This window comes from Sunxiuqinia elliptica (assembly GCF_900113005.1).
In the GTDB taxonomy this organism is placed as follows: Bacteria; Bacteroidota; Bacteroidia; order Bacteroidales; family Prolixibacteraceae; genus Sunxiuqinia; species Sunxiuqinia elliptica.
The window spans coordinates 37,293-60,409 of the sequence record NZ_FONW01000017.1 but is presented as its reverse complement, the minus strand read 5'-3'; the positions used below and the strand labels follow the sequence as shown (position 1 = coordinate 60,409).

General features: G+C 42.0%; 19 protein-coding genes and 1 tRNA gene. 10 read left to right on the top strand and 10 right to left on the bottom strand.

Going from position 1 to position 23,117, the window contains the following annotated elements; all coding sequences use genetic code 11:
* The first annotated feature begins 23 nt into the window (after nucleotides 1-23).
* Nucleotides 24-1,520 carry a histidine ammonia-lyase gene (gene hutH / locus BM156_RS19690; protein ID WP_093921623.1) on the top strand — a complete coding sequence of 499 codons (1,497 nt, stop codon included), beginning with the start codon at nucleotides 24-26 and terminating at the stop codon, nucleotides 1,518-1,520.
* Between the two features lie 49 nt (nucleotides 1,521-1,569).
* Here the strand turns inward: hutH and BM156_RS19685 are convergent, their stop codons facing one another.
* The 3 genes from BM156_RS19685 to BM156_RS19675 all read right to left on the bottom strand — a co-directional run bounded on the left by BM156_RS19685 (nucleotide 1,570) and on the right by BM156_RS19675 (nucleotide 3,212).
* Nucleotides 1,570-2,037, bottom strand: coding sequence for a hypothetical protein (locus tag BM156_RS19685; RefSeq protein ID WP_093921622.1), 468 nt, complete (start codon nucleotides 2,035-2,037; stop codon nucleotides 1,570-1,572).
* 111 nt (nucleotides 2,038-2,148) lie between these two features.
* Entirely contained in the window at nucleotides 2,149-2,610 is a 462-nt protein-coding gene (locus tag BM156_RS19680; protein ID WP_093921621.1) for a hypothetical protein, read from the bottom strand.
* Nucleotides 2,611-2,666: 56 nt separating this feature from the next.
* Nucleotides 2,667-3,212: an RNA polymerase sigma factor gene (locus BM156_RS19675; protein ID WP_093921620.1), complete on the bottom strand. Its 546-nt coding sequence runs from the start codon at nucleotides 3,210-3,212 to the stop codon at nucleotides 2,667-2,669.
* Between the two features lie 252 nt (nucleotides 3,213-3,464).
* On the opposite strand from BM156_RS19675, the gene ychF reads away from it, so the two are divergent.
* Nucleotides 3,465-4,565: a redox-regulated ATPase YchF gene (gene ychF, locus BM156_RS19670; RefSeq protein ID WP_093921619.1), complete on the top strand. Its 1,101-nt coding sequence runs from the start codon at nucleotides 3,465-3,467 to the stop codon at nucleotides 4,563-4,565.
* Nucleotides 4,566-4,937: 372 nt separating this feature from the next.
* Complete coding sequence (asnB, locus tag BM156_RS19665) at nucleotides 4,938-6,614, top strand: asparagine synthase B (RefSeq protein WP_093921618.1); 1,677 nt, start codon at nucleotides 4,938-4,940, stop codon at nucleotides 6,612-6,614.
* Between the two features lie 111 nt (nucleotides 6,615-6,725).
* On the opposite strand, the gene BM156_RS19660 is transcribed toward asnB, so the two are convergent.
* Nucleotides 6,726-7,292, bottom strand: coding sequence for a type 1 glutamine amidotransferase (locus tag BM156_RS19660; protein WP_170847022.1), 567 nt, complete (start codon nucleotides 7,290-7,292; stop codon nucleotides 6,726-6,728).
* Between the two features lie 212 nt (nucleotides 7,293-7,504).
* Here BM156_RS19660 and BM156_RS19655 point away from each other — a divergent pair, with 212 nt between their 5' ends.
* On the top strand, nucleotides 7,505-8,422 hold the full coding sequence (locus tag BM156_RS19655; protein ID WP_093921616.1) for a DMT family transporter: 918 nt from the start codon (nucleotides 7,505-7,507) through the stop codon (nucleotides 8,420-8,422).
* Nucleotides 8,423-8,676: 254 nt separating this feature from the next.
* Here BM156_RS19655 and BM156_RS19650 read toward each other — a convergent pair whose 3' ends face one another.
* The 5 genes from BM156_RS19650 to BM156_RS19630 form a co-directional block, all read right to left on the bottom strand.
* On the bottom strand, nucleotides 8,677-10,455 hold the full coding sequence (locus tag BM156_RS19650) for an ABC transporter ATP-binding protein (protein WP_093921615.1): 1,779 nt from the start codon (nucleotides 10,453-10,455) through the stop codon (nucleotides 8,677-8,679).
* A 26-nt stretch (nucleotides 10,456-10,481) separates the two neighbouring features.
* On the bottom strand, nucleotides 10,482-12,227 hold the full coding sequence (locus BM156_RS19645; protein WP_093921614.1) for an ABC transporter ATP-binding protein: 1,746 nt from the start codon (nucleotides 12,225-12,227) through the stop codon (nucleotides 10,482-10,484).
* A gap of 22 nt (nucleotides 12,228-12,249) precedes the next feature.
* On the bottom strand, nucleotides 12,250-13,623 hold the full coding sequence (locus BM156_RS19640; protein ID WP_093921613.1) for a glutamate--cysteine ligase: 1,374 nt from the start codon (nucleotides 13,621-13,623) through the stop codon (nucleotides 12,250-12,252).
* 84 nt (nucleotides 13,624-13,707) lie between these two features.
* Nucleotides 13,708-14,709, bottom strand: coding sequence for a glutamate ligase (locus tag BM156_RS19635; RefSeq protein ID WP_093921612.1), 1,002 nt, complete (start codon nucleotides 14,707-14,709; stop codon nucleotides 13,708-13,710).
* Between the two features lie 556 nt (nucleotides 14,710-15,265).
* Nucleotides 15,266-15,340, bottom strand: a tRNA-Pro gene (locus tag BM156_RS19630).
* A gap of 221 nt (nucleotides 15,341-15,561) precedes the next feature.
* On the opposite strand from BM156_RS19630, the gene trxB reads away from it, so the two are divergent.
* Entirely contained in the window at nucleotides 15,562-16,560 is a 999-nt protein-coding gene (gene trxB, locus BM156_RS19625) for a thioredoxin-disulfide reductase (protein WP_093921611.1), read from the top strand.
* A gap of 98 nt (nucleotides 16,561-16,658) precedes the next feature.
* Here trxB and BM156_RS19620 read toward each other — a convergent pair whose 3' ends face one another.
* Nucleotides 16,659-17,852 (bottom strand): aminotransferase class I/II-fold pyridoxal phosphate-dependent enzyme, encoded by a 1,194-nt coding sequence (locus tag BM156_RS19620; protein WP_244525767.1) that lies wholly within the window; start codon nucleotides 17,850-17,852, stop codon nucleotides 16,659-16,661.
* Between the two features lie 210 nt (nucleotides 17,853-18,062).
* Here BM156_RS19620 and BM156_RS19615 point away from each other — a divergent pair, with 210 nt between their 5' ends.
* Genes BM156_RS19615 through recN form a run of 5 tightly spaced genes read left to right on the top strand, consistent with a single transcriptional unit; the run spans nucleotide 18,063 to nucleotide 23,067 of the window.
* A complete protein-coding gene (locus BM156_RS19615; RefSeq protein ID WP_093921640.1) occupies nucleotides 18,063-18,869 on the top strand; it encodes an outer membrane protein assembly factor BamD in 807 nt (268 codons plus the stop codon).
* A gap of 6 nt (nucleotides 18,870-18,875) precedes the next feature.
* Nucleotides 18,876-19,211 (top strand): DNA-directed RNA polymerase subunit omega, encoded by a 336-nt coding sequence (locus tag BM156_RS19610; protein ID WP_093921609.1) that lies wholly within the window; start codon nucleotides 18,876-18,878, stop codon nucleotides 19,209-19,211.
* 15 nt (nucleotides 19,212-19,226) lie between these two features.
* Nucleotides 19,227-20,435, top strand: a complete 1,209-nt coding sequence (gene coaBC / locus BM156_RS19605) for a bifunctional phosphopantothenoylcysteine decarboxylase/phosphopantothenate--cysteine ligase CoaBC (protein WP_093921608.1) — start codon at nucleotides 19,227-19,229, stop codon at nucleotides 20,433-20,435.
* Between the two features lie 49 nt (nucleotides 20,436-20,484).
* Nucleotides 20,485-21,396: a type IX secretion system protein PorD gene (porD, locus tag BM156_RS19600; RefSeq protein WP_093921607.1), complete on the top strand. Its 912-nt coding sequence runs from the start codon at nucleotides 20,485-20,487 to the stop codon at nucleotides 21,394-21,396.
* Between the two features lie 18 nt (nucleotides 21,397-21,414).
* Entirely contained in the window at nucleotides 21,415-23,067 is a 1,653-nt protein-coding gene (gene recN, locus BM156_RS19595; RefSeq protein ID WP_093921606.1) for a DNA repair protein RecN, read from the top strand.
* Nucleotides 23,068-23,117: the final 50 nt, after the last annotated feature.

Sequence of the window (23,117 nt, the reverse complement as noted above, 5' to 3'; positions counted from 1 at the left end):
GTTGAATGCTAAAAAACGAAAAGATGGAGTCAAAAACACATTATATTAGTCCCGAACCATTGAGCTTCGAAATCATCGAAGCGATTCTTGAGGAAAAGAAAAAGCTAGTTCTGTCGGAGGAGTCAGTAGCACTCATTCAAAAATCAAAAGCATTTCTTGATCGCAAGTTGGCGCAGAGTGAGGATCCTATTTATGGGATCAACACTGGCTTTGGTGCCTTATGCGACATCAAAGTATCCAAAGCTGAATTGAGTAAACTACAGGAAAATCTCGTGGTTTCTCATGCCTGTAATATTGGAACCGAAGTTCCGCAGGATGTGGTTCGATTGATGTTGTTGTTGAAAGCTCATGCATTGGCCAAAGGAAACTCCGCAGTTCAGTTAAAAACCGTCCAGCGTATTCTCGATCTGTTTAATGAAGGCATTTTACCGGAAGTATTTGAACAGGGATCGTTAGGCGCCAGCGGTGATCTAGCTCCTTTGGCAATGCTTTTTCTGCCTTTGCTGGGAATGGGAAAGGTAAATTACCAAGGCGAAAAGCGCGAAGCCGCCAAGGTGTTGGAAGAAAAAGGATGGGAACCTATCCGACTTGAAGCTAAAGAAGGATTGGCCTTGCTGAATGGAACTCAGTTTATGAGTGCTCATGGGGTTTATACGCTGATCAAAGCTTTTAAAGTTGTCAAGTATGCTGATTTGATTGGAGCTATTTCCTTAGATAGTTTTGATGGGCTGATTGAGCCATTCATGGCACAAGTTCAACAAATCAGACCTCACTCCGGACAAATCGACACGGCCGAGAATTTCAGAAAATTACTCGAAGGGAGCGAATTGATTTCCCGCAAGAAAGCACACGTTCAGGATCCTTATTCTTTCCGCTGTATTCCGCAGGTGCATGGCGCTGTAAAAGATGCCGTTGAGTATGTCTCAAGGGTGATTGAAACTGAAATCAATTCGGTTACCGACAATCCAACCGTTTTTCCAGATGATGATTTGATCATTAGTGGAGGAAATTTTCATGGAGAACCCTTGGCTTTGTCGCTTGACTTTTTAGCGATCGCCATTGCTGAGTTGGGAAGTATCTCGGAACGACGTACTTACCGTTTAATCTCCGGAGAGCGTGGCTTACCTGAGTTTTTAGTTGCCGACCCAGGCTTGAATTCCGGGTTTATGATTCCTCAATATGCAGCAGCCTCTATTGTTAGCCAGAACAAGCAGTTGTGTACTCCGGCTTCAGTGGACTCTATTCCGTCGTCAAACGAGCAGGAAGACCATGTGAGTATGGGAGGTAATGCGGCAACCAAGGTCTTGAAGGTTACTCAAAATGTATTGAAAGTACTTGCCATTGAATTATATAATGGAAGTCAGGCTTTGGATTTTCGTCGGCCGTTGAAAAGCTCGCCTTACCTGGAAAGCTTTATTGAGCAGTATCGTCAGTATGTGCCATTTGTTCGCGAAGATACGTTGATGTACGAAGGAATCAATGAAACCATCAATTTCCTGGAATATGGAAAGTTTGAATAATCGATTGTAAAAAAACATAAGAAAGGCCGCTATTTGCGGCCTTTTTGATTTATTGTCGATCTGCTTCCCGTTTTTTCTTGCGGTATTCCTTTAGCATGTGCGATCGGAAGTCATTTTCCATATCATAGAACATGACTACCTTTTTCGCTGGCAATGCGTTGAAAAATTTCTGATCATATTCTTTCATTAAGTCTGCTTCTTGTTGAAACAAGTCAATGAAATCCTTAGAGATTTTATGCAGTTCTTTTTCGCTCAATCCCTCAAGCTCATTCATGGTGTTGCGCTCCATATAGCGACGTTGCATATGAATTTTAAATCGTTTTTCCTCAAACTCATTGTAAACAGGCCAAAAGGTTTGAGCTTCTTCAGGCGTAAGTTCCAATTTTGTTGTTAGGAAAGCGACTTTCTCAGCTCTTATTTTTTTTACCCATTCATCGTTATGCTTCATGTCTGGTTGTGCAACCAGGTAGCCAGAGGCGGTGAAGAATATAGCCAGGATTAAGATTAATTTTTTCATAGGTATAAAATTTATAACCACTGGGAAGGAAACTGCAGTAAGCGCGATTTGTAGCGCTGGTGTAGCCTAAGTTCCAGCTGTGGTCGTTCTATTTTTTTATTAAATCAATCATTATTTTAATTCAGCAAAAATCTCTGTTTCGTTCATTTCAGCAGAAAGATAGGATAGAATTTCGTCAGAACTAACCTCTGCTGTTGGTACTTCAGTATCTCCACTCAGTAAGTCATAAATCGACTGTTCAGAGCTTGAAAGATAGTCGTAGAGTAAATCTTCGTCGGAAAGTGTTTGCGTTTGATCCGTCGGTTTTGCTCCATTTTTTGCCAAATAATCAGGCAGAAAAACACTTAATGGATAATAAACAAACAGGAAGATAAGCGCAAAACTGGCAGCCATTCCCAATACTGGCTGCAGCATTTGAATAATTTTGCCTTTAGGGGAAATCGGTTCGTCTACTGCTCTTAATTTAGCTTCGAGCTGGTCTTCGAATGTCTCAAAATAATCCTCCGGAACCTGAAAAGGAACCTTATGCGGTTTATCTTGCAATTCTTCCCATATATTTTTCTTATTCTTCATCACTTCTTTTGACTTTAAAAGTTGAAAAAAGTTTAATTGGATTTTCAGTCCTTCTTTTACTCTTCAGATTTTAGATGCTCTTCAATTTTTTTGACTGCATGGTGGTACGATGCTTTTAGTGCTCCGGCTGATGTCCCCAGGATTTCTTCCATATCCTGGTACTTTATTTCATCAAAATAGCGCATGTTAAAGACCAATCGCTGCTTTTCAGGCAACATGGCAATGGCTTTTTGCAGCCGGTACTGTATTTCGTTGCCGTCAAAATAAGGATCGGTTTGCAAATTTTCAATGAGATAGGCCGTGGTTTCGTCTCCTCCTGTAAAGGTTTTTTTCTTTTTCTGGTTGAGGAAGGTCAGTGCTTCGTTGGTGGCAATTCGGAATAGCCAGGTAAATAAACCGGATTCTTCCCGAAAGCTATCAATGTTACGCCATACTTTTATAAAGGTGTTTTGAAGGACATCATCAGTATCTTCATGACAGAGCAGAATCTTTCGTATATGCCAGTATAGACGCTCTTTGTAGAGGCCTACCAGTTGACGAAAAGCAGCTTGTCGTGTTGCTTCGTCCTTCAATTCAGCGATAATCTGCTGGTCGTTATTCATGAATTACCTGATGGGTTTACTCTGATAGATTCTGTTAATCAGCAAAAGTTTAAAAGGCGCAACATTTTTTAACGTTTTATCCTATTTTCTTTAAAATGTAAAAACTTTATTGTGAGAAAATCAGTCTGTTACGATCTAAAAAAAGAGGAAGAAGTCTGCCTTTGTTAAATTATTACCCTTCCCGAAAAATCAATGACCAAAAATAGTCAAAAAGGATTAACTTTGCCCCTCAATTTTTAAGAAGAAAAAAGAATGGCTTTAAAGTGTGGAATTGTCGGACTTCCTAATGTTGGTAAGTCAACCCTGTTTAATTGTTTATCGAATGCGAAAGCGCAGTCGGCAAACTTTCCTTTTTGTACAATCGAGCCTAATGTTGGGGTAATTACTGTTCCTGACGATCGGTTAATTAAGCTGGAGGAATTAGTGCATCCAGAGCGGGTTTTACCAACAACTGTTGAGATTGTTGACATCGCCGGTTTGGTGAGGGGAGCCAGTAAAGGAGAAGGTTTGGGCAACAAATTCCTGGGAAATATTCGTGAAACCGACGCTATTATTCACGTTTTGCGTTGTTTCGAGAATGAAAATATTACCCACGTTGATACAACCATTGACCCGGTTCGCGACAAGGAAACCATCGATATTGAGTTGCAATTAAAAGATCTGGAAACAGTAGAAAGTCGGATTGCTAAAGTTGAAAAGCAGGCTCGTACTGGAAATGATCCCGAGGCCAAACGCTTGTTTAAAGTCTTGTCGCTTTATAAAGACGTGTTGTTACAAGGAAAATCGGCGCGTACCGTTGAGTTGGATGATACGGACTTGAAAGTAGCGAAGGATTTACAATTGCTGACCAATAAGCCGATTCTTTACATCTGTAATGTGGATGAGCCATCAGTCGTGAAAGGGAATGCGCATGTTGAGGCACTAAAAGAGGCAATCAAGGATGAGAATGCTGAAATGCTGATGATTGCTGCAGCAACAGAAGCTGACATTGCTGAACTGGACGACTTTGAAGAACGTCAAATGTTTCTTGAAGATTTAGGATTGAAAGAATCAGGAGTCAATAAGCTGATTAAATCAGCCTATAAGTTGTTGGAGCTGGAAACTTATTTTACTGCAGGCGTGAAAGAAGTACGGGCCTGGACTTACAAAAAGGGGTTTAAAGCTCCGCAGGCTGCAGGCGTCATTCACTCCGATTTTGAGAAAGGCTTCATTCGTGCTGAAGTAATTAAGTACAATGATTTTGTTACGCTGGGATCAGAACAAGCTTGTAAAGAAGCTGGGAAAATGGCCATCGAGGGGAAAGAGTATATCGTTCAAGATGGCGATATCATGCACTTCCGCTTTAACGTGTAAATACATTCTAAAAATATAGTTGCAAAGAGGCTGTCCATCAGGATGGCCTCTTTTTTTTTGCGATGTTATTTCGTCTGAGGGTGTTTGCTGATAAAAGGTATCTAAAGACATTTTTAAGGTGTCTGGCGCAGGATGTTCAAAAAATAGAATTGTCCGAATAATGAATAACAGGAGGCCTGTCTCTTCCTTTTTAGTGATCTTTTATGAAAATCTCAAAATGTAGGCAAAAAGACAGGTTCGCTGTCTCTTTGTAAAATATTTTACATGATATGTAGAAAAAAGATGTTTAAAATTTTTATTTTTAATCATTAGGTGTATTTTTGTCACAGTATTGAAGATAAATGATAGAAAAAACACTAAAATTTTGGCAATATGTGTGGAATCGTAGGCGTATTTGATTTAAAGACGGAGGCAACAGAGTTGCGTCCGCAGATATTGGAGCAATCAAAAAAAGTAAGACATCGGGGACCAGATTGGTCGGGCATTTATTGCGGAGAGAAAGCAATCATTGCGCACGAACGTTTGGCTATTGTCGATCCTGAGTCAGGAGGACAGCCGCTGTACAGTAGCGATAAAAAGCTTGTTCTTGGAGTGAATGGCGAGATTTATAACCATCGCGAAATTCGGGAACGAACAAAAGATATTTACGACTATCAGACCGGTTCTGATTGTGAAGTTATTTTGGCTTTATACAAAGAAAAAGGACCGGATTTTTTAGATGATTTGAATGGCATTTTTGCGTTTGCTTTGTATGATGTGGAGAATGATGCCTATTTGATTGGTCGGGACCATATTGGGATTATTCCATTGTATACGGGGTGGGACAAATTGGGCAATTTCTATGTAGCCTCTGAGTTGAAAGCTTTGGAAGGTGTTTGTTCCAAGATTGAAGAATTCCCTCCAGGAAGCTATTTGTATAGCAAGGACGGTGAAATTAAACGTTGGTGGACTCGCGATTGGATGGAGTATGAACAAGTGAAAGACAATGCTGCTAGTATCGACGAATTAAGAGAAGCGATGGAAGGAGCTGTTCACCGTCAGTTGATGTCAGATGTGCCTTACGGTGTTTTATTGTCAGGCGGATTGGATTCATCAGTAACTTCGGCTTTGGCTAAAAAGTTTGCCGGCCGTCGCGTGGAAGAAGGAGACCAAAAAGAAGCTTGGTGGCCTCAATTGCACTCCTTTGTGATTGGCCTGGAAGGATCGCCTGATTTAGCTGCCGCGAAAGAAGTGGCTGAGCATATCGGAACTATTCATCATGAAATACATTACACGATTCAGGAAGGCTTGGATGCTATCCGGGATGTGATCTATCATATCGAGACATATGACGTAACAACAATAAGAGCATCAACCCCAATGTATATGCTGGCCCGGGTAATTAAGTCGATGGGAATTAAAATGGTGTTGACCGGAGAAGGTGCTGATGAGATTTTCGGTGGCTACTTGTATTTTCATAAAGCACCGAACGCTGAAGAGTTTCACAAAGAAACGCTACGTAAACTGAGTAAACTGAATCTTTACGATTGCTTGCGGGCAAATAAGTCGTTAGCAGCGTGGGGTGTTGAGGGACGTGTTCCGTTTTTGGACAAAGAGTTTATCGACGTGGCCATGAGGTTAAACCCAGCAGAAAAAATGGCAGGTAATGGACGCATGGAAAAGTGGGTGGTTCGGAAAGCTTTCGAAGATCTCTTGCCTGAGAGTGTTGCCTGGCGACAAAAGGAACAGTTTTCTGATGGCGTGGGCTACGGCTGGATTGACACTTTGAAACAAATTGCTAAAGAGCAGGTTTCGGATGAGATGATGACCAATGCCGGTTACCGGTTCCCGATCAATACACCAATGTCGAAAGAAGAATATTTGTACCGAAGTATTTTTGAAGAACATTTCCCGTCGGATGCAGCGGCTTCTTGTGTGCCTTCGGTACCCTCAATCGCCTGTAGTACTGCAGAAGCGCTGGCCTGGGACGAATCTTTTCAGAACAATGCCGATCCTTCAGGACGTGCTGTTAGTGGCGTACATGAGCAATCAACCGTATTTGAAAAATAGACCTCAAGCTAAATCATTATCAATACGAACATTGCCTGGTAGGCAATGGCACATTTTGCCAAAAATGAGCGAGCCGGTATCGAAAGGTACCGGCTTTTTTTATTGATGTTTTTAATCCTTTTTGCAGATAGCTGCAAAATTTTCAAACAGTTTCGGATTTAAATATTCCGGATGAAACTGGAAAGTGTATAAGGCTTTCTCTTGGTGTTTCATGCCTTGATTGAGGCATTGCGATGATTGTGCGATATGAATGAAGCCATCGGGGAGTGTGACTGAATCATTGTGCATTTGATGAACGGTGAGTTGTTGGGGGAGTCCATGAAAAATGGGATCGTCAACAAGCAGGTCAACAGGCAAATCACCAGATTCGGATTCGAGTCCTCGCAAGTAGCTTCCTCCATAAAGGACAGCAGTGATATGGTGTCCGGCACAAATTCCCAGGATTGGTTTGGGGTAGTTTAAGATCCATTGAAAAAAGGGTTGGTGGTGTTCAACAATGTCGTCCCCTTGCGGGGATCCTGAGATAACAATCCCGTCGTAGGCCAAGAGGTCGGTTTGGAGGCAATCGGCGTATTCAAGAAGAGTACAGGTGACCTCGGAGTCGTTAAAATGTTGTTGAATGTTTAATACAAATTCCCGGATTTCCGGTTCGGCACTATTGATAATTAGAATTTTCATTTGATCTGTTACTTCAATTTTCCCTTCATTCAAATCATGGAGTTTTATGGCTCGAAGATAAATGAATCCGAACCAATAAAAAAAGCGAGACAAGCGGTTTGATCAACGCTGATGCTGTGAATAATTTTTTTATTTTAGCGAACTGAAATTTAGAGAGTTGCTGATTGAGTATGCAATTCTTTTAGATCAAACATTTAAGCAGGAAATAAATTATGGCGGCTTACTGGGGAGAAATAGCAGCATTGTTGACGGCTGTTTTTTGGACGGTGACAAGTATGGCTTTTGAGTCAGCAGGCAAACGTGTTGGTTCCTTGGCGGTGAATCTGATTCGCCTGGTTATCGCTTTCTTTATTTATGCTGTTTATACACAGCTAAGCCGTGGGATGTGGTTTCCTTTTGATGCAACAACTTACCAGTGGTTCTGGTTAGCCTTATCGGGTTTGATCGGTTTTGTTATTGGCGACTTGCTTTTATTTCAGGCTTTTGTTGTCGTTGGTGCCCGCATAGCCATGTTGATCATGGCACTCACTCCTCCTTTTACGGCTTTTATTTCTTATTTCATGTTGGGTGAAGTGCTTTCAGGTATGAACTGGCTGGGGATGGCAGTTACCATATTCGGAATAAGTCTGGTGATTCTGAAACGCGAAAACAGTGCGCAGAAGAATGGGCAAAAAATTAGAAAACGACTAACCTCAGCGTATTCTTTGCCGGGTATTTTGCTTGCCTTGGGCGGTGCTTTGGGACAAGCAACAGGCTTGGTATTGAGTAAAAAAGGAATGGGAACTTATGATGCTTTTGCTGCTTCTCAAATTCGGGTGATGACCGGTATTGTTGGGTTTGCTGTTCTCTTTGTATTTATGAAACGCTACGGAAGAGTGTGGGCTGCACTCAAAAATGGAGCGGCAATGAAGCGAATTACCTTGGGTTCTTTCTTCGGCCCTTTTCTGGGAGTATCTTTTTCCTTGCTGGCTGTTCAGCACACCAAAGCGGGGATTGCAGCAACAATCATGTCGATTGTTCCCGTGTTGATCATTCCTCCGGCAATTATTGTGTTTAAAGAAAAAGTGAATTGGAAAGAAGTGGTTGGAGCAATAATAACGGTATTGGGAGTAGCTATTTTCTTTATTTAACGACTAGTGTGTTGATGTTTTCAACTCTTGGGGATCATAAAGGTTGAGCTTTTTTCTTTGCGCAGCGAATGTTGGCAAGCTTATCGGATTGTTGGATGTTCAAATTTTCAGACAGCTAAGCTGAATGCCGCAGTGCTCGCTGCCTTCTGATTTCCTGCCGGTTTCCCGTCTCCTGTTTCCGATCTTCGCTTAGCTCCATGCCCTCTGCTCTCTGCCCCTTTCCCTGAGCCTGTGCCTACGCCTTTCCTTCCCAATCAGCTAGTTTTTTCTTCTTCAAATTGGTGTACCAGTTGAGCGTATTTGCCTCCTTGTTTGATCAACTCTAGGTGGTTGCCACGCTCAATAATTTCGCCTTCTTCCAAAACCAAAATCAAATCTGAATTTTTAATTGTACTCAATCGGTGGGCTACGGCGATAACCGTTTTCAGCGAGAAAATATTGGCAATGGCTTGCTGGATATACTGTTCGGTAACGGAATCAACGGCACTGGTTGCTTCATCCAAAATAATCAACTCATTATTGCTGCAAATGGCGCGAGCAAAGGAGATTAGCTGTGCCTGCCCTTTCGAAAGGTTGTCGCCATTGTCTTGAACAACAAATTGGTAGCCTCCAGGAAGTTTGTTGATAAAATGATTGGCAAATACAAAGGAGGCGGCTTGCTCTACTGCTTCATGAGTGATTGCTTCTCGTCCTAAAGAGATATTGAATTCAATCGTATTGTTGAACATGAAAATATCTTGTTGCATTACTGAAATTGTCTCCCGAACCTGGGCTAGAGGAAGGTCTGTGAGTTCAATTCCATTAATTTTTATTGAGCCTCGGTAGCCTGTGTATGTTTTGGCCAGCAGCTTGATGATGGTTGATTTGCCGGATCCTGTAGTTCCAACTAAAGCCAGTCGATCGCCTTTTTTGAGGGTGAAGGACACATTTTTAAGAACGTCGGGTGTGTCTTCGGAGTAGCGGAATGAAACGTTGTCAAACACAATTTCCTGCAGCGGAAGAGGTTCCGGAATGGTTTGAGTGTTGGCTTCTTTGGGGGCTTCTACTTCTTGCTCAAAAAGTTCGCTAATGTGTTCCAAGGCTGAAAGTGCTCGTTGGATGGTCGACATTTGCTGAGCAAATTGCTTGACCGGAATAAACAAGCGTTCCAGGGTTGTAATGAAAACGATCAAAACTCCCATGGTAAAACCATCGCTCCAAATCTGGATTGCGCCATACCAAATGACCAAGGCTGTGGCGACCGAGGTAATTCCTTCTACAATTGAGTACAGGGCCGAATCGTATACGTTGCTGTTGTTTTGAGCATCACAGTATTGCTTATTCAACGCATCGTACTTCTGCAGGGCTTCTTCTTCGGCGGCATAAAGTTGAACGGTTTTCATGCCGTTGAGGGCTTCTTGCAGGTAAGCAGCAGATTTAGCCAGGCTACTTCGGGAATTATTGTAGGCAACACGAATTTTCTTTCGCAGAAAACGCATCACCAAAATGATTAAAGGAACGACCAACAGTAGGACTAATGTTAGTTGCCAATTCAGGTAAAAAAGGTAGCCAACCAAGGCCATCGTTTTGATGCTGTCGGCTAGCAGGCCCAAAATCCCTGCCGCAAACGATTCGGAAATGGATTCCATATCGCTGGTCAGTCGTGAAAGGGTGACACCAATCGGTTTTTTATCGAAGTAGCTAAGCGGAAAACGCAATGATTTTGCAAAGAGCTCCTTGCGGATATCGACAATTGCCAAGCCACCGGATTTGCTAAAAGAGTAGCTGTAAAAGCCATCGAAAAGCAAATTGAGAAGAAGCACAGCTGCCAGTAACAGAATTTGAACTTTTAATCCTTCAAAATTTCCCGGCACAATGTAGTTGTCTATAATATTCTCAACTAACCAAAGAAACAAGATTCCGGCAACGGTGGTAATTGGGATTGATGCGATACTAAAGAAGAACCACTTTTTGTGAGGGACAAAATATCGACCAAATCGCTGGAGCAATTGCCAGTCTTTTGTTTTAAATATGTTGTTTATTGCTTTTATCATGAATTATTTGTGTCCTTGTCTGTTTTCTAGTTTTCTTGCTGCAATGTTAATATCTCGCGATAAAAATCCGATTGTTTGATCAATTCCTCGTGAGTGCCTTTTGCTGCGAGACGTCCTTCTTCCAGAACTAGCGTATAGTCCGTTTTTTCGAGCACACTAATCCGGTTTGAGATGATCAGCAAGCTTTTTGCTGAGTGATTTTCAAAAATCTGTTGAATTAAAAAACGTTCGGTATCGGTATCAACAGCCGAAAATACATCATCGAGAATGAGCAGGTCGCAAGGCGTATAAAGAGCTCGTGCCAAGCTAATACGCTGTTTTTGCCCACCGGAAAGCATGATGCCTTTTTCACCTACCAGCGTTTTTTCTTTTTTTGTGAAGCGGCTTAATTCATCGGCAAAAGCACTTTGGTAGACGACTTCTTCAAAAGGATTAACCTGAGTTGCTTTTTTAGATCCAAAAGTGATGTTATTTTCAATGGAGTCAGAAAAAAGAAAAACCTCTTGGCTGACCGTTCGTACAGCCGAACGAATGTCTTCACTTGTTAGTTTATGTGCATCTTGCTTGCCAAAGTAAACCATTCCTGAATCCGGGCGAAGGTAACCGTTCAGGCAGTTGATGAGTGTGGTTTTTCCAGAGCCTACTTGCCCCGTAATGCCAACCACTTGCCCAGGGTTTATTGAAAATGAAATATCGCTTAAAACAGGCTTGTCACCATTGTGATAGGTGAAGTTTAAATTCTTTACCTCAATCCCTTGTTCAAACAACTTCTCTTTTTCATTTTGGTCAATTGCTTGTCTTTTATCGTCGGCTCCTTCTCGGTCCATAATGGTTTGAATACTGCTGATGCCAACAAATCCTTGCTGAAAGATGGTGAGCACCCAGCCCAATCCCATGATTGGTTGGCTCAGCAAGGCAGCATAAGCAATGTATCCGGTCAGCTCTCCAATGGTAAACTGGCCATTGATAACATATAATCCACCTGCAAAAAGAACAACAATTTTCAAGATTTGTCCCAAGTTGGAAAGTAGTGGCATGATGAACGAGCGAATCCAGGTGATACGCATGGTTTCATGAAACAGCGAAAGATTCTCTTTTTGAACTTCGTCTTCGGCCCATTGGTAAATATTGTAGCTTTTGATTACGCTATTACCGGATAAGAATGAAATGGTTTTACCCGACAATTGTTGAAGGGTGTTCATCCTCAGTCGCGTATTTTTAACCATAACAGCCATGCCAATTCGTACAATAACAAAAACAACCACCATCGGAATAACACAGTAAAGTGTTAGTGTAGGCGATAGTTGCCACATCTTGTATGGCGTAAGCGAAAGAGATAGCAGGATATTTCCGATTTGCAGGATTCCAAACCCCGTAATCATCCGAACGCCGTTGATGTCGTTGTTGATACGCGAAATAATTGTTCCCGTGCTGTTTTCATCATAGTAATCCTTGCCAAAAGAACTCAGCTTTTGAAACATCTCTCCTTTGAGCTTTCGCTCAATTAGACGCGCTGGAATAAAAATTAGAATGCGCGAAAGCGTTCGAACAATAATGAGTGCTAAGGCCAGGCCAACGATGATCAGAACATTCTTTTGAAAATCTGATTCATTGCCAAGTTGCCCTAAAGCAATCAGGTCGATACTTTTCTGAATAAACTCGGGAATGGTTACTGACACCCAAACCGTGAGCGCAAGAAACAAGAGTCCGCCGGTATACCACCAGCGGTATTGATGGGTATATTTTAAAAGAAATTTGAGTTTTCCGATCATTCTACTAGTCGATCTTTTGCTTTTAATCGTTTGGGCAACTTTGTAACTGTAAATTTTGCCAGTTGTTCACCAATTTGTTAATATCTTGATTAAAGTCCTGATGATAAATTCGTAAGAGATCTTCAGCCTGCGTTATTCCGCTTGCCGTAATTTCCTTGACCGGATCCAAATAACGAACCTCATCGGATGAGCAACACACTTTCGAGCGTCTGTTGAGGCCTGCACGTGCTATCCCGTAGAGCTGACGTGCTACTTCGCCAACCTGAACCGTCCCAGAACTAGCTTTTAATCCTGCTTTTGGAACTTGAGCTCTGATTTCCTGTATAGTTTGAAGATCCCATTGCGAGATTAATTGAAGGGCTTCGTCCAAGCTGGTGGAATCGTAGAGCAAGCCTACCCAAAATGCCGATAGCGCTGCGATGTGGTGAACACAGCTGGCATCTGCGCCTCGCATTTCAATAAATTGTTTGAGCCGAACGTCTGGAAATACGGTTGAGACGTGCGTTTCCCAATCTTGCATGGTTGGGTGTAGAAAATCGTGTTTTCCATCCATAAAGTCACGGAAGCTAAGTCCTTGAGCAGGGTGGTAGGTTTCACCCCGGTAAATAAAATACATCGGAACATCAAGTAAATAGTCGACCCAACGTTCGAAGCCAAATCCTTCATCAAAAATGAAAGGCAAAAAGCCACAGCGGTCAGGATCGGTATCGTTCCATATCTGTGCCCGGTAGCTCAAATACCCATTAGGCTTTCCGGCAGAAAAAGGCGAGTTGGCAAAAATGGCGGTCGCAATGGGCTGCAAGGCTTGGGCAACCCGCATTTTCTTGATCATATCAGCTTCACTGTCATAATCGAGATTGACCTGGATGGTTGCGGTATTAGTCATCATGTCAAGCCCAAGGTTTCCCTTTGTTGGCATGTAGTCACGCATGAAAGCGTAACGCTCCTTGGGCATCCAGGAGATGTCTGGAACTTGCCAAATAGGATCAACTCCCATGGGCAGACTGAAAAAGCCAATTTGTTGGCAAATTGATCGCAGCTCTTCAAAGTGCTTTTTTGTTTCAACAAATGTCTCATGTATCGTGCTGAAGTTGCGCCCCGAGAGCTCAAATTGACCGCCGGGCTCCAAGGTAATGGAAGCGCCATCTTTCTTCAGGCCAATGCTTTTCCCTTTTTCCAAGATTGGTTGCCAACCATGACCTTCCAAGTGTTTCAGAATCGTTTTTATACCTGGAGTGTTGTCATAAGCTAAACGCTTTAGCGTTCCGGTTTGGTATAGAAATTTTTCATGCTCGGTGCCGATGCCCCATTGTTCCGGAGGTTTACACCCTTGTTCAAAGTAAGCAATGAGTTGCTCCTTTGTAAGTATGGCTTGTTGTTGTTCTGTTTCTGTCATTGTAAAATTCTAAGTTCAAAGTTGTCCGCTCATTTGAGAGTCTGGACATCTATTGTTTAATTGCTTGGCTCTTGGTTCTAATTTTTATTTTGAGTTCAGGATACTATCCAGAACATATTTTTCGACCCGCCTGTTTTTTCCGACGTAAGGAAAATCGTGCATCGAGAGCATGGCCGGAGCATTTAACTCAACAACAATATAACTTTCATCTGAAGGCACTGTGTTGAGGTCGTTGATGATGATATCGATACCCGCAATGTTGAGTTCAGCTGCTTTGGCTGCCCGAACAGCAACTTGCTTGTAGAAATCGGGCATCTCATCTGTTACATCAATGCTGTCGCCACCGGTGCTCAGGTTCGAATTTTGGCGGAGAAAAACCTGCTGGCCAAAATCCAATACCGAGTTTTCATCCAACGACATGGCTTGGAGGTGCCTGCGCACTTCATCATCAATCACAATCTTTAACAAGGGATGACGGTAGTCTGTTCCGCGTCCTTCGTTTTTCCGCTCCACCAGCTGACTAATGGTTTGTTTCCCATCGCCAGTAACATTGGCCGGAACACGGTAAGCAATGGCTCGCACTTGGCCGTCGATAACCAAAAAACGATATTCCTGCCCGCTAAAGAATTGTTCGACAATCACTCTCTTGGCATGTTTAAACGCATTTTCAATGGCTTTGTTTAGTTCTTCCTGATTGGTAATATTTGTGCTAACGGCAATGCCATGGTCTGTATCAACAGGTTTAACCACCGCTGGAAATTTCACCTGCTCCAGCTCTTGCGCCGATGGCCTGTCGGTTAGCAGAAGACCTTGGGCAACACTTAAGCCTTCACGCACCAAAAATTGACGGCTCATCCATTTGTCATTCGAGATCCAATAGGCAATCAGGCTATTGGCATCAGAAATAGTTCCCTCCAGAATGATGTATTGCTTATTGTTGTAGGTAACAGCAATTAAGTTGTTGTTGGAATCAATGATTTCGAAAGGAAGTTTCCGACGAAGGATTTCTGCGATCAGAATTTGGGTTGTTGCTTCGAAATTCTCGTATCCCGGAAGGGGCGTGAAGTTATATGTTGTTTTTTCCATATTCAATTTCTTGATTTTTAGGGAAGAACAAAATTATGAAATTAACTTGTAAATAGCTATGTAGATACTGGACAGATGACAAATGGTATTTTAAGCGTAACAAACACTTGTGGTGCCCAAAAGTTTTCATGAGTGGAACAGGATTTCCGAAAGGGGGCGGAACTTTATAATGAAAATGAAAAGGGTTAGAATGACGAGTCGAAATCCAAAATAAAATGCCTTCATCCAAGAATTTCTGGCTTATTCGTCACAGAAATGGGTAAATACCCAACGGGAAAGCCATTAAACTACGCGGAAAAGCCAAAAACTCGGGCGGATTCGTAAAATCCGGTACGGAACTGTTAAAAACCAGGTGGAAATACGACACAACCTGGTTAAATCCCATTTCTCGTTGGTTTTTGGTATTGCGCTAGGGAAAATCCCTTTTCATGGAACGTTTACTCTAAAACCGCTGAGTTGGAATTCCTTCTCTTGGGATAAAACACCTAAACAGCCAACAGTTTTAACCTAAAAAAAGGATCGCTTCAAAAAAACTTGAAACGATCCTTTTAGCCAGTCGGGATGACTAGATTCGAACTAGCGACCCCACGCCCCCCAGACGTGTACTCTAACCTGGCTGAGCTACATCCCGATTAGTTTCCTTCGCCAGAATTTGATTTCCGTTGAAGTGAGTGCAAAAGTATATAAAGACGCGAATTTTGCAAAATTAATTTGCACTATTGAGGATTTATTTCTGATAGCTTCTCTCTATCGCATCTTCGTTATTATTGATGGAGTAAATGTTGTATATATCTAGATGTTGTGTAATTTTGCTGTTCCAAATTATTAAAAAAAAAGCTAAAAATAATAGTCATGTTTAAATCATTAGATCTTAAGGAAAACGAGAAAACTCAACAGGAGCCAGTAGGTGATGCAGAGCGCGTCAAATGTTTAATTGTTGGATCTGGCCCTGCTGGTTATACCGCAGCTATCTACGCTGCCCGCGCTAATTTAAGCCCGGTGATGTATGAAGGCCTTCAGCCTGGAGGACAACTGACAACTACAACTGAAGTTGAAAACTACCCCGGATATCCGGAAGGAGTAACAGGGCCGGTCATGATGGAAGACTTCAAAAAGCAAGCAGAACGCTTTGGAACAGATGTTCGTTTCGGCTATGCAACAAAAGTTGATTTCTCGGGCGATATTCATAAAGTGTGGATTGACGGGAAAAAATTGATTGAGGCTGAAGCAGTGATTCTGGCGACGGGAGCAACTGCTAAATACCTGGGACTTGAAGATGAAACGAAATATGCCGGTGGTGGTGTTTCGGCTTGTGCCACTTGTGATGGTTTCTTTTACCGTGGGAAAGATGTTGCTGTCGTTGGTGGTGGTGACACTGCTGCAGAAGAAGCACTTTACCTGGCAGGCTTGGCTAACAAAGTGTACTTGATTGTGCGTCGTGATGTGTTGCGCGCTTCACGTGTAATGGCTGACCGCGTTAAGAAAGCTCCGAACATCGAAATTTTGTGGAAACATCAAACAAAAGGGTTGTTTGGCGATGGCGTAGTTGAAGGTGCTACCTTGCTGAAAAATAAAGGCGAAGCGAATGAAGAAGAAGTGAAAATTAAAATTGATGGATTCTTCTTGGCTATCGGGCACAAACCGAACTCCGATTTTGTTGCTGACTTTTTGGAGCGTGACGAAGTTGGTTACATTAAGACAGAGGCCGGATCGTCAAAAACAAATGTACCCGGAGTCTTTGCCTGTGGTGATGTGATGGACAGTATTTATCGTCAGGCGGTTACTGCAGCCGGATCAGGATGTAAAGCAGCCATGGATGTTGAAAGATACTTATCTGAAAAGCATGCTTAAGCAATAAAGCTTAAACAGTTTCTAAGAAGATAATAAAAGATAAAAAAATAGCCATCGATTTTTCGATGGCTATTTTTTTATGTCGTAGCAAGCTTTTATTAAGCCATGTTTGGAACTTCAGCGCCTTTATATGCACCTGATTCCAGCTTATCTCTAACTTGTTTGAATGCTTCGATTGTTTCAGTTACATCTTCCAGCGAGTGCATTGCAGTTGGGATCAAACGAAGAATGATTTCTCCTTTTGGAATAACTGGATAAACAACTACTGAGCAGAAGATGCCAAAGTTTTCGCGAAGATCCATAACCACATGAGTTGCTTCACCTACGCCTCCTTTCATGTAAACAGGAGTAACAGGAGAGTTGGTACGTCCAAGGTCGAAACCAGCTTCTTTCAATCCTGATTGCAGGGCGTTAACAACGGTCCAAAGTTTTTCACGAAGCTCTGGGCTGTTTTTCAACAAGTCCAAACGTTTCATTGCTCCAACAACCATTGGCATTGGCAACGATTTCGCAAAAGTTTGTGAACGCATGTTGTAACGTAAGAAGTTACAGATGTCCGTATCACAAGCGATGAAAGCACCAATCCCGGCCATCGCTTTGGCAAAGGTACAGAAGTGAAGATCCACTTGATCTTGAACACCAAAGTGCTCTGGTGCACCAGCTCCGGTAGGTCCCATTACACCAAATCCATGAGCATCATCAACCAACAAACGGAAGTTGAACTCTTTTTTCAGTGCAACAATTTCATCCAATTTACCAAGGTCTCCCGACATTCCGAAAACACCTTCAGTAATAACTAAGATACCGCCACCTTGTTTTTCGGCAAGTTTTGTTGCACGTCCAAGCTGAATTTTCAGGTTGTCAATATCGTTGTGCGGATACACGTAACGTTTACCCATGTGAAGACGAACACCATCCAAAATACAGGCATGTGATTCACTGTCATAAACAATTACATCATTACGACCACAAACTGCGTCGATGATTGAAACCATCCCTTGGTAGCCGTAGTTTAGAAGGAAAGAGTCAGGCTTACCAACATAAGCTGCCAATTCTTTTTCTAAATTTTCATGCTGGGTAGTTTGTCCCGACATCATTCGAGCCCCCATTGGATAAGCCAATCCCCAATCTTTAGCTGCTTCAGCATCTACTTTGCGCACTTCGGGGTGGTTGGCCAAACCGATGTAATTATTCAAACTCCAGGTTAAAACTTCTTTACCTCTGAATTTCATGCGGGCACTGATTTCCCCTTCTAGTTTTGGGAAGGCAAAATAGCCATGGGCTCTTTCCATGTGCTTTCCAATGTCGCCTCTATTTGATCGAAATTTTTCAAAAATATCCACTTCAAAAAGCTTTAAAAATTAACAATGCAAAAGTAATTTTTTTCCAGAAGTCTACAAATTTGTTAATTTATATTAAACCAGAGAGTAGATAAACAATTCTTGCTTATTTTGGCGTTAGTTTTTTAACTAAAAATGTATCTTTGCGCCATGCTTATAAAAATGAAGAATTTAATCGTATTTGCACTGTTCTTACTTGTTGCTGCAACTTCATGTAGCGATTATAACAAAGTTGTTAAAAGTACAGACTACGAATTCAAGTATAAAAAGGCTCTGGAATATTATGAAGATGAGGAATTTGTTCGCTCTTCTCAACTATTAAGTGAGTTGGTTAATATTTACCGGGGAACAAGTCGTGCCGATGAGGTTTATTATTACTATGCCAAGAGTCATTTTGGTATGGGCGATTACTTAATGGCTGGACATTGGTTCCGTACTTTGGTGAAAGATTTTCCAAAAAGTCAGTATGCCGAGGAGTCTCAATACATGATTGGATACTGTTTTTATAAAGAGTCACCAAAACCTCGTTTAGATCAACAGGTAACTCAAAAGGCAATTGATGCCTTACAGCTTTATGTAAATATTTACCCGGGGAGTGATCGGGTAGAAGAAGCCAACCGCTTGATTATTGAGATGCGCGACAAGTTGGTTTATAAGTCATTTTTGAGCGGAAGATTGTATTATGACCTTGAAAACTATAAGGCAGCAGTGGTGGCACTGAGCAATTCGTTGAAGGATTTTCCAGATACGCAATACCGTGAAGAGCTCATGTATATGCTGTTAAGAGCAAAATACTTGTTGGCAATCAGAAGTATAGAAGAAAAAAAAGAGCAACGTTTGACGGCTGCTTTGGATGAATATTTTACCTTTGTCGATGAATTTCCGGAAAGTGAACATCGGAAAGAGGTTGATAAGTTTTACAAAGAGACCGCAAAATTGCTGAATTATAACGAAGAGGCTAATTTATAAATAGATATGGATTACAAGAAAATCAAAGCAGAAAACACAACAATTCCAAGAGATTTGACTGACTTGGAAGATCAAACCGGTAATGTATACGAAACCGTAATGATTCTTGCGAAACGTTCAAATCAGATTGCTTCAGAAATGAAGGAAGAATTGAACCAGAAATTACAGGAATTTGCGTCGTATTCAGATAACTTGGAAGAAGTATTTGAAAACCGCGAACAAATTGAAATTTCAAAGTATTACGAACGTCTACCTAAACCAACTTTAATTGCATTTGAAGAGTTGAAACAAGGACAGATTTATCATCGTAATCCTGCGAAAGAAAATCGCAAAGGACTATAAAAATATTAGCCTTTTATGAGGCTCAAAGGAAAACATATCATTTTAGGATTGACCGGAAGTATAGCTGCCTACAAGGCAGCTTATCTTTTAAGGGGCCTTGTGAAAGAAGGTGCCGAGGTACAGGTAGTGATGACTCCTGCTGCCAAAGAGTTTATTACTCCGGTCACGATGTCGGCTTTGTCTGGACGTCCGGTTGCATCCGAGTTTTTTGCAGCAAACGATGGAACCTGGCATTCGCATGTTGACATGGGACAGTGGGCTGACCTGATGTTGATTGCTCCGGTAACGGCGGCAACTTTGGGCAAAATGGCTCATGGTATTGCTGATAATTTGTTGGTGACGACCTACATGTCAGCCAAATGTCCGGTTTACTTGGCTCCGGCAATGGACCTGGACATGTTCAAACATCAATCTACTCTGAATAACCTGGAAACTTTACGTTCCTATGGCGATGTCATTTTGGAACCCGGAGAAGGGGAGTTGGCTAGTGGTTTACATGGCAAGGGGCGGATGCAGGAGCCGGAACAGTTAGTTGAAGAAGTGGTTGCTTTTTTCCACTCAAAAAAAAAACTTCTGAATAAAAAGGTGCTGGTGACGGCCGGACCTACCTACGAAAAAATTGATCCCGTAAGGTTTATTGGTAATTATTCTTCTGGCAAAATGGGCTTTGCCCTTGCTGAAGAATTAGCAAAAGAAGGGGCAGAGGTTACTCTGGTGACCGGGCCTGTTCATTTGAAAACTACTCATCCCAATATTCATCGAGTTGATGTAGAGTCAGCTATGGAAATGCACAACGCATGCTTGGAGCATTTTCCAGCAACCGATGCAGCCATTATGTGTGCTGCTGTTGCTGATTATCGTCCAAAAGAACAGGCAGATAGAAAAATCAAGCGAAAAGCCGGTGAAATGAACATTGAGTTGCAAGCAACTGAAGATATTGCTGCTGCTTTAGGACAACTGAAAACACCGAGTCAACGCTTGGTAGGCTTTGCTTTGGAAACGAACGATGAAAAACAGAATGCCTTAGCGAAGATGCAGAAAAAGAATCTGGACTTTATTGTTCTAAATTCCTTGCAGGACAACGGAGCTGGATTTGGGGTGGATACCAATAAAATTACAATCCTGTCGAAAGACAATAATGCTCAGGAATTTGAGTTAAAACAAAAGACAGAAGTTGCGGTGGATATCGTTAAAAAGCTTATTGGTGAATTGACCAATGACTAAGACTTCTGTAGAAATTTGATTACTTTTACTCCACAGCTATTATCGACTTATGAGAAGACTGAGCTTGTTATTTCTGATTGTTTTATGGAGTGTCGTTACAGGTGTAGCGCAAGAGTTAAGGTGCAACGTCAGTGTGTCGGGGCAACAAATTCAAGGAGCTAACCGGAATGTGTTTCGGACTATGCAGGCCGACTTGTACGAATTTATGAACAACCGTAAGTGGACGGATCATGTCTACTCCATGGACGAACGTATTGAATGTAGTATTTACATTCGTCTTACTGAACAAGTATCAGCCAATGAGTTTAAAGGAAGTATTCAGGTGCAGCTACGACGCCCCATTTTTAATTCCGATTATGAGAGTCCTGTGTTGAATATTAAAGACAATGACTTTCATGTGGAATATGTGGAGTATCAAACCATGGAGTTTAATGAAACCTCGAACAGGGATAACCTAACCAATATCATGGCCTATTATGCTTACGTGATTTTGGGAATGGATTACGATTCCTTTTCACCGAATGGAGGTACCGAATATTATCAAAAGGCACAGCAAATTGTTAATAACTCGCAAAATGTTCGCTATTCTGGGTGGAAAGCCTATGAGAGTGAACGAAACCGCTACTGGTTAGTGGAGAACTTGCTGAATAAGTCTTATGCACCTTACCGTGATTGTATCTATCAATACCATCGCTTAGGCTTGGATCAAATGTCGGAACGGATTGAAGAAGGACGTGCTGAAATAGCTGAATCCTTGAAGTCTATCCAGAAAGTTTTTCGCTCCAGACCTTCGCTGTATATTCTGCAAATCTTCTTTGATGCTAAAGCAAATGAGTTAGTCAACGTTTTTTCAAAATCATATCCTGATGAACGAAATCGGATATTGGCTATTTTGAATGAAGTTGATCCTTCTAACGGAAGTAAGTACGATAAGATTAAGGAGGCTGCAGAGGAGTTTTAAAACCTAAAAATTGCTTCTGTGTTACAATCGTTATATATCAAGAACTATGCACTGATCGATCGGTTGTCCATCGATTTTAACTCAGGGTTTAACATTATTACCGGAGAAACGGGGGCAGGGAAGTCTATTTTGTTGGGTGCTTTGGGATTAATCCTGGGGCAGCGGGCTGATCTATCTGTTTTACGCGACAAGAGTAAGAAATGTACGGTTGAAGGAAGTTTTGAGGTGAAAAACTACCAGTTAACTGACTTTTTTGCAGCAAACGAGTTGGACTATGATGATCAGACGATTCTGCGTAGAGAAATAACTCCATCGGGGAAATCGCGGGCTTTTATTAACGATACTCCGGTGAATCTAAAAACAATTCGAGAGTTGGCACTTCGCCTGATTGATATTCACTCGCAACATCAGAATTTGGAGCTTGGAAACCGGCAATTTCAGTTGAACCTGGTTGATCTGGTCGCTCAAAACCAATCCGTTTTGAAGAGTTATCAACAGGCATTCCGCGTTTATACCCAAACCCATAATGAGTACACAGAGCTGCTGGAGAAAGCGGAGCAGGCTAAAAAGGATCTGGATTATTATCAATTTCAGTTTAACCAGCTTGACGAAGCAAAGCTTAAGCCAGAGGAACAAGAAGAGCTGGAAGCTGAGCAGAACCGTTTAGAGCATGCAGAAGATATCAAACTGACTTTTGGACAGTTGGCTGATGATTTAGAGGGAGATGAAGCGGGACTTTTAACTCGGCTGAAGGAGCATGTTAATCGCTTGGGTAAAATGGCTGATTACTTTGATCAGGCCGGAGAGTTGAATCAGCGGTTGGAGTCATGCTATATCGAGTTGCAGGATCTGGCTGGCGAGAGTCAAAGTATTGCCGAGCGCATTGAGCATGATCCGGCGAGAGTTGAATTGGTTGCTGAACGATTGGATCTAATTTATTCGTTACAGCAAAAGTTCCATGCCGATTCCGTCGCAGGCTTGATTGAAATTCGGGAGGACCTGGATCAAAAAATAGGGCAGGTGGCATCTTACGATGAAACACTGACTCAGCTCGAAGTTCAGCTGGCAAAAGAAGAAGCAGTTTTAAATAAAGCTGCCAATGAGCTTACCGAAAGTAGAATGGCTGTAACCGACAAGTTCCAGCAAGCTGTAGTGAGTATGTTGCAAAAGCTGGGAATGGCTAATGCCGTTTTTCAGTTGAGTTTTGCTAAGACCAACCAACGGGGAATGACTGGAGGCGACGAGGTTCGCTTTTTATTCAATGCGAACAAAAATGCAGAAGCTCAGGAGATCTCGAAAATTGCTTCGGGCGGTGAGATGTCGCGTTTGATGTTGGCACTCAAAAGCTTGATAACTGATAGCAAAGCCTTGCCAACGATTATTTTCGATGAGATTGATACCGGAATTTCAGGCGAGATAGCGGTAAAAATGGGGGACATCTTAAAATCGATCTCTGCACGAATGCAGGTGATTAATATTACCCACCTACCTCAGATTGCAGCGAAAGGCGATCATCATTACCAGGTTTACAAGTTTGATGAGGAGGAGCAAACTTTTACGTCCATCCGTAAACTGGAAGAGCATGAACGGGTAGATGAATTAGCTCAGATGCTGAGTGGAGATCGTCATTCAGATACCGCAAGGGAGACTGCTCGTGAGCTATTGGAGTAAAATGAATTGAAAGAAGAAAGGCTCCACTTAATTGTGAAGCTTTCAAATCT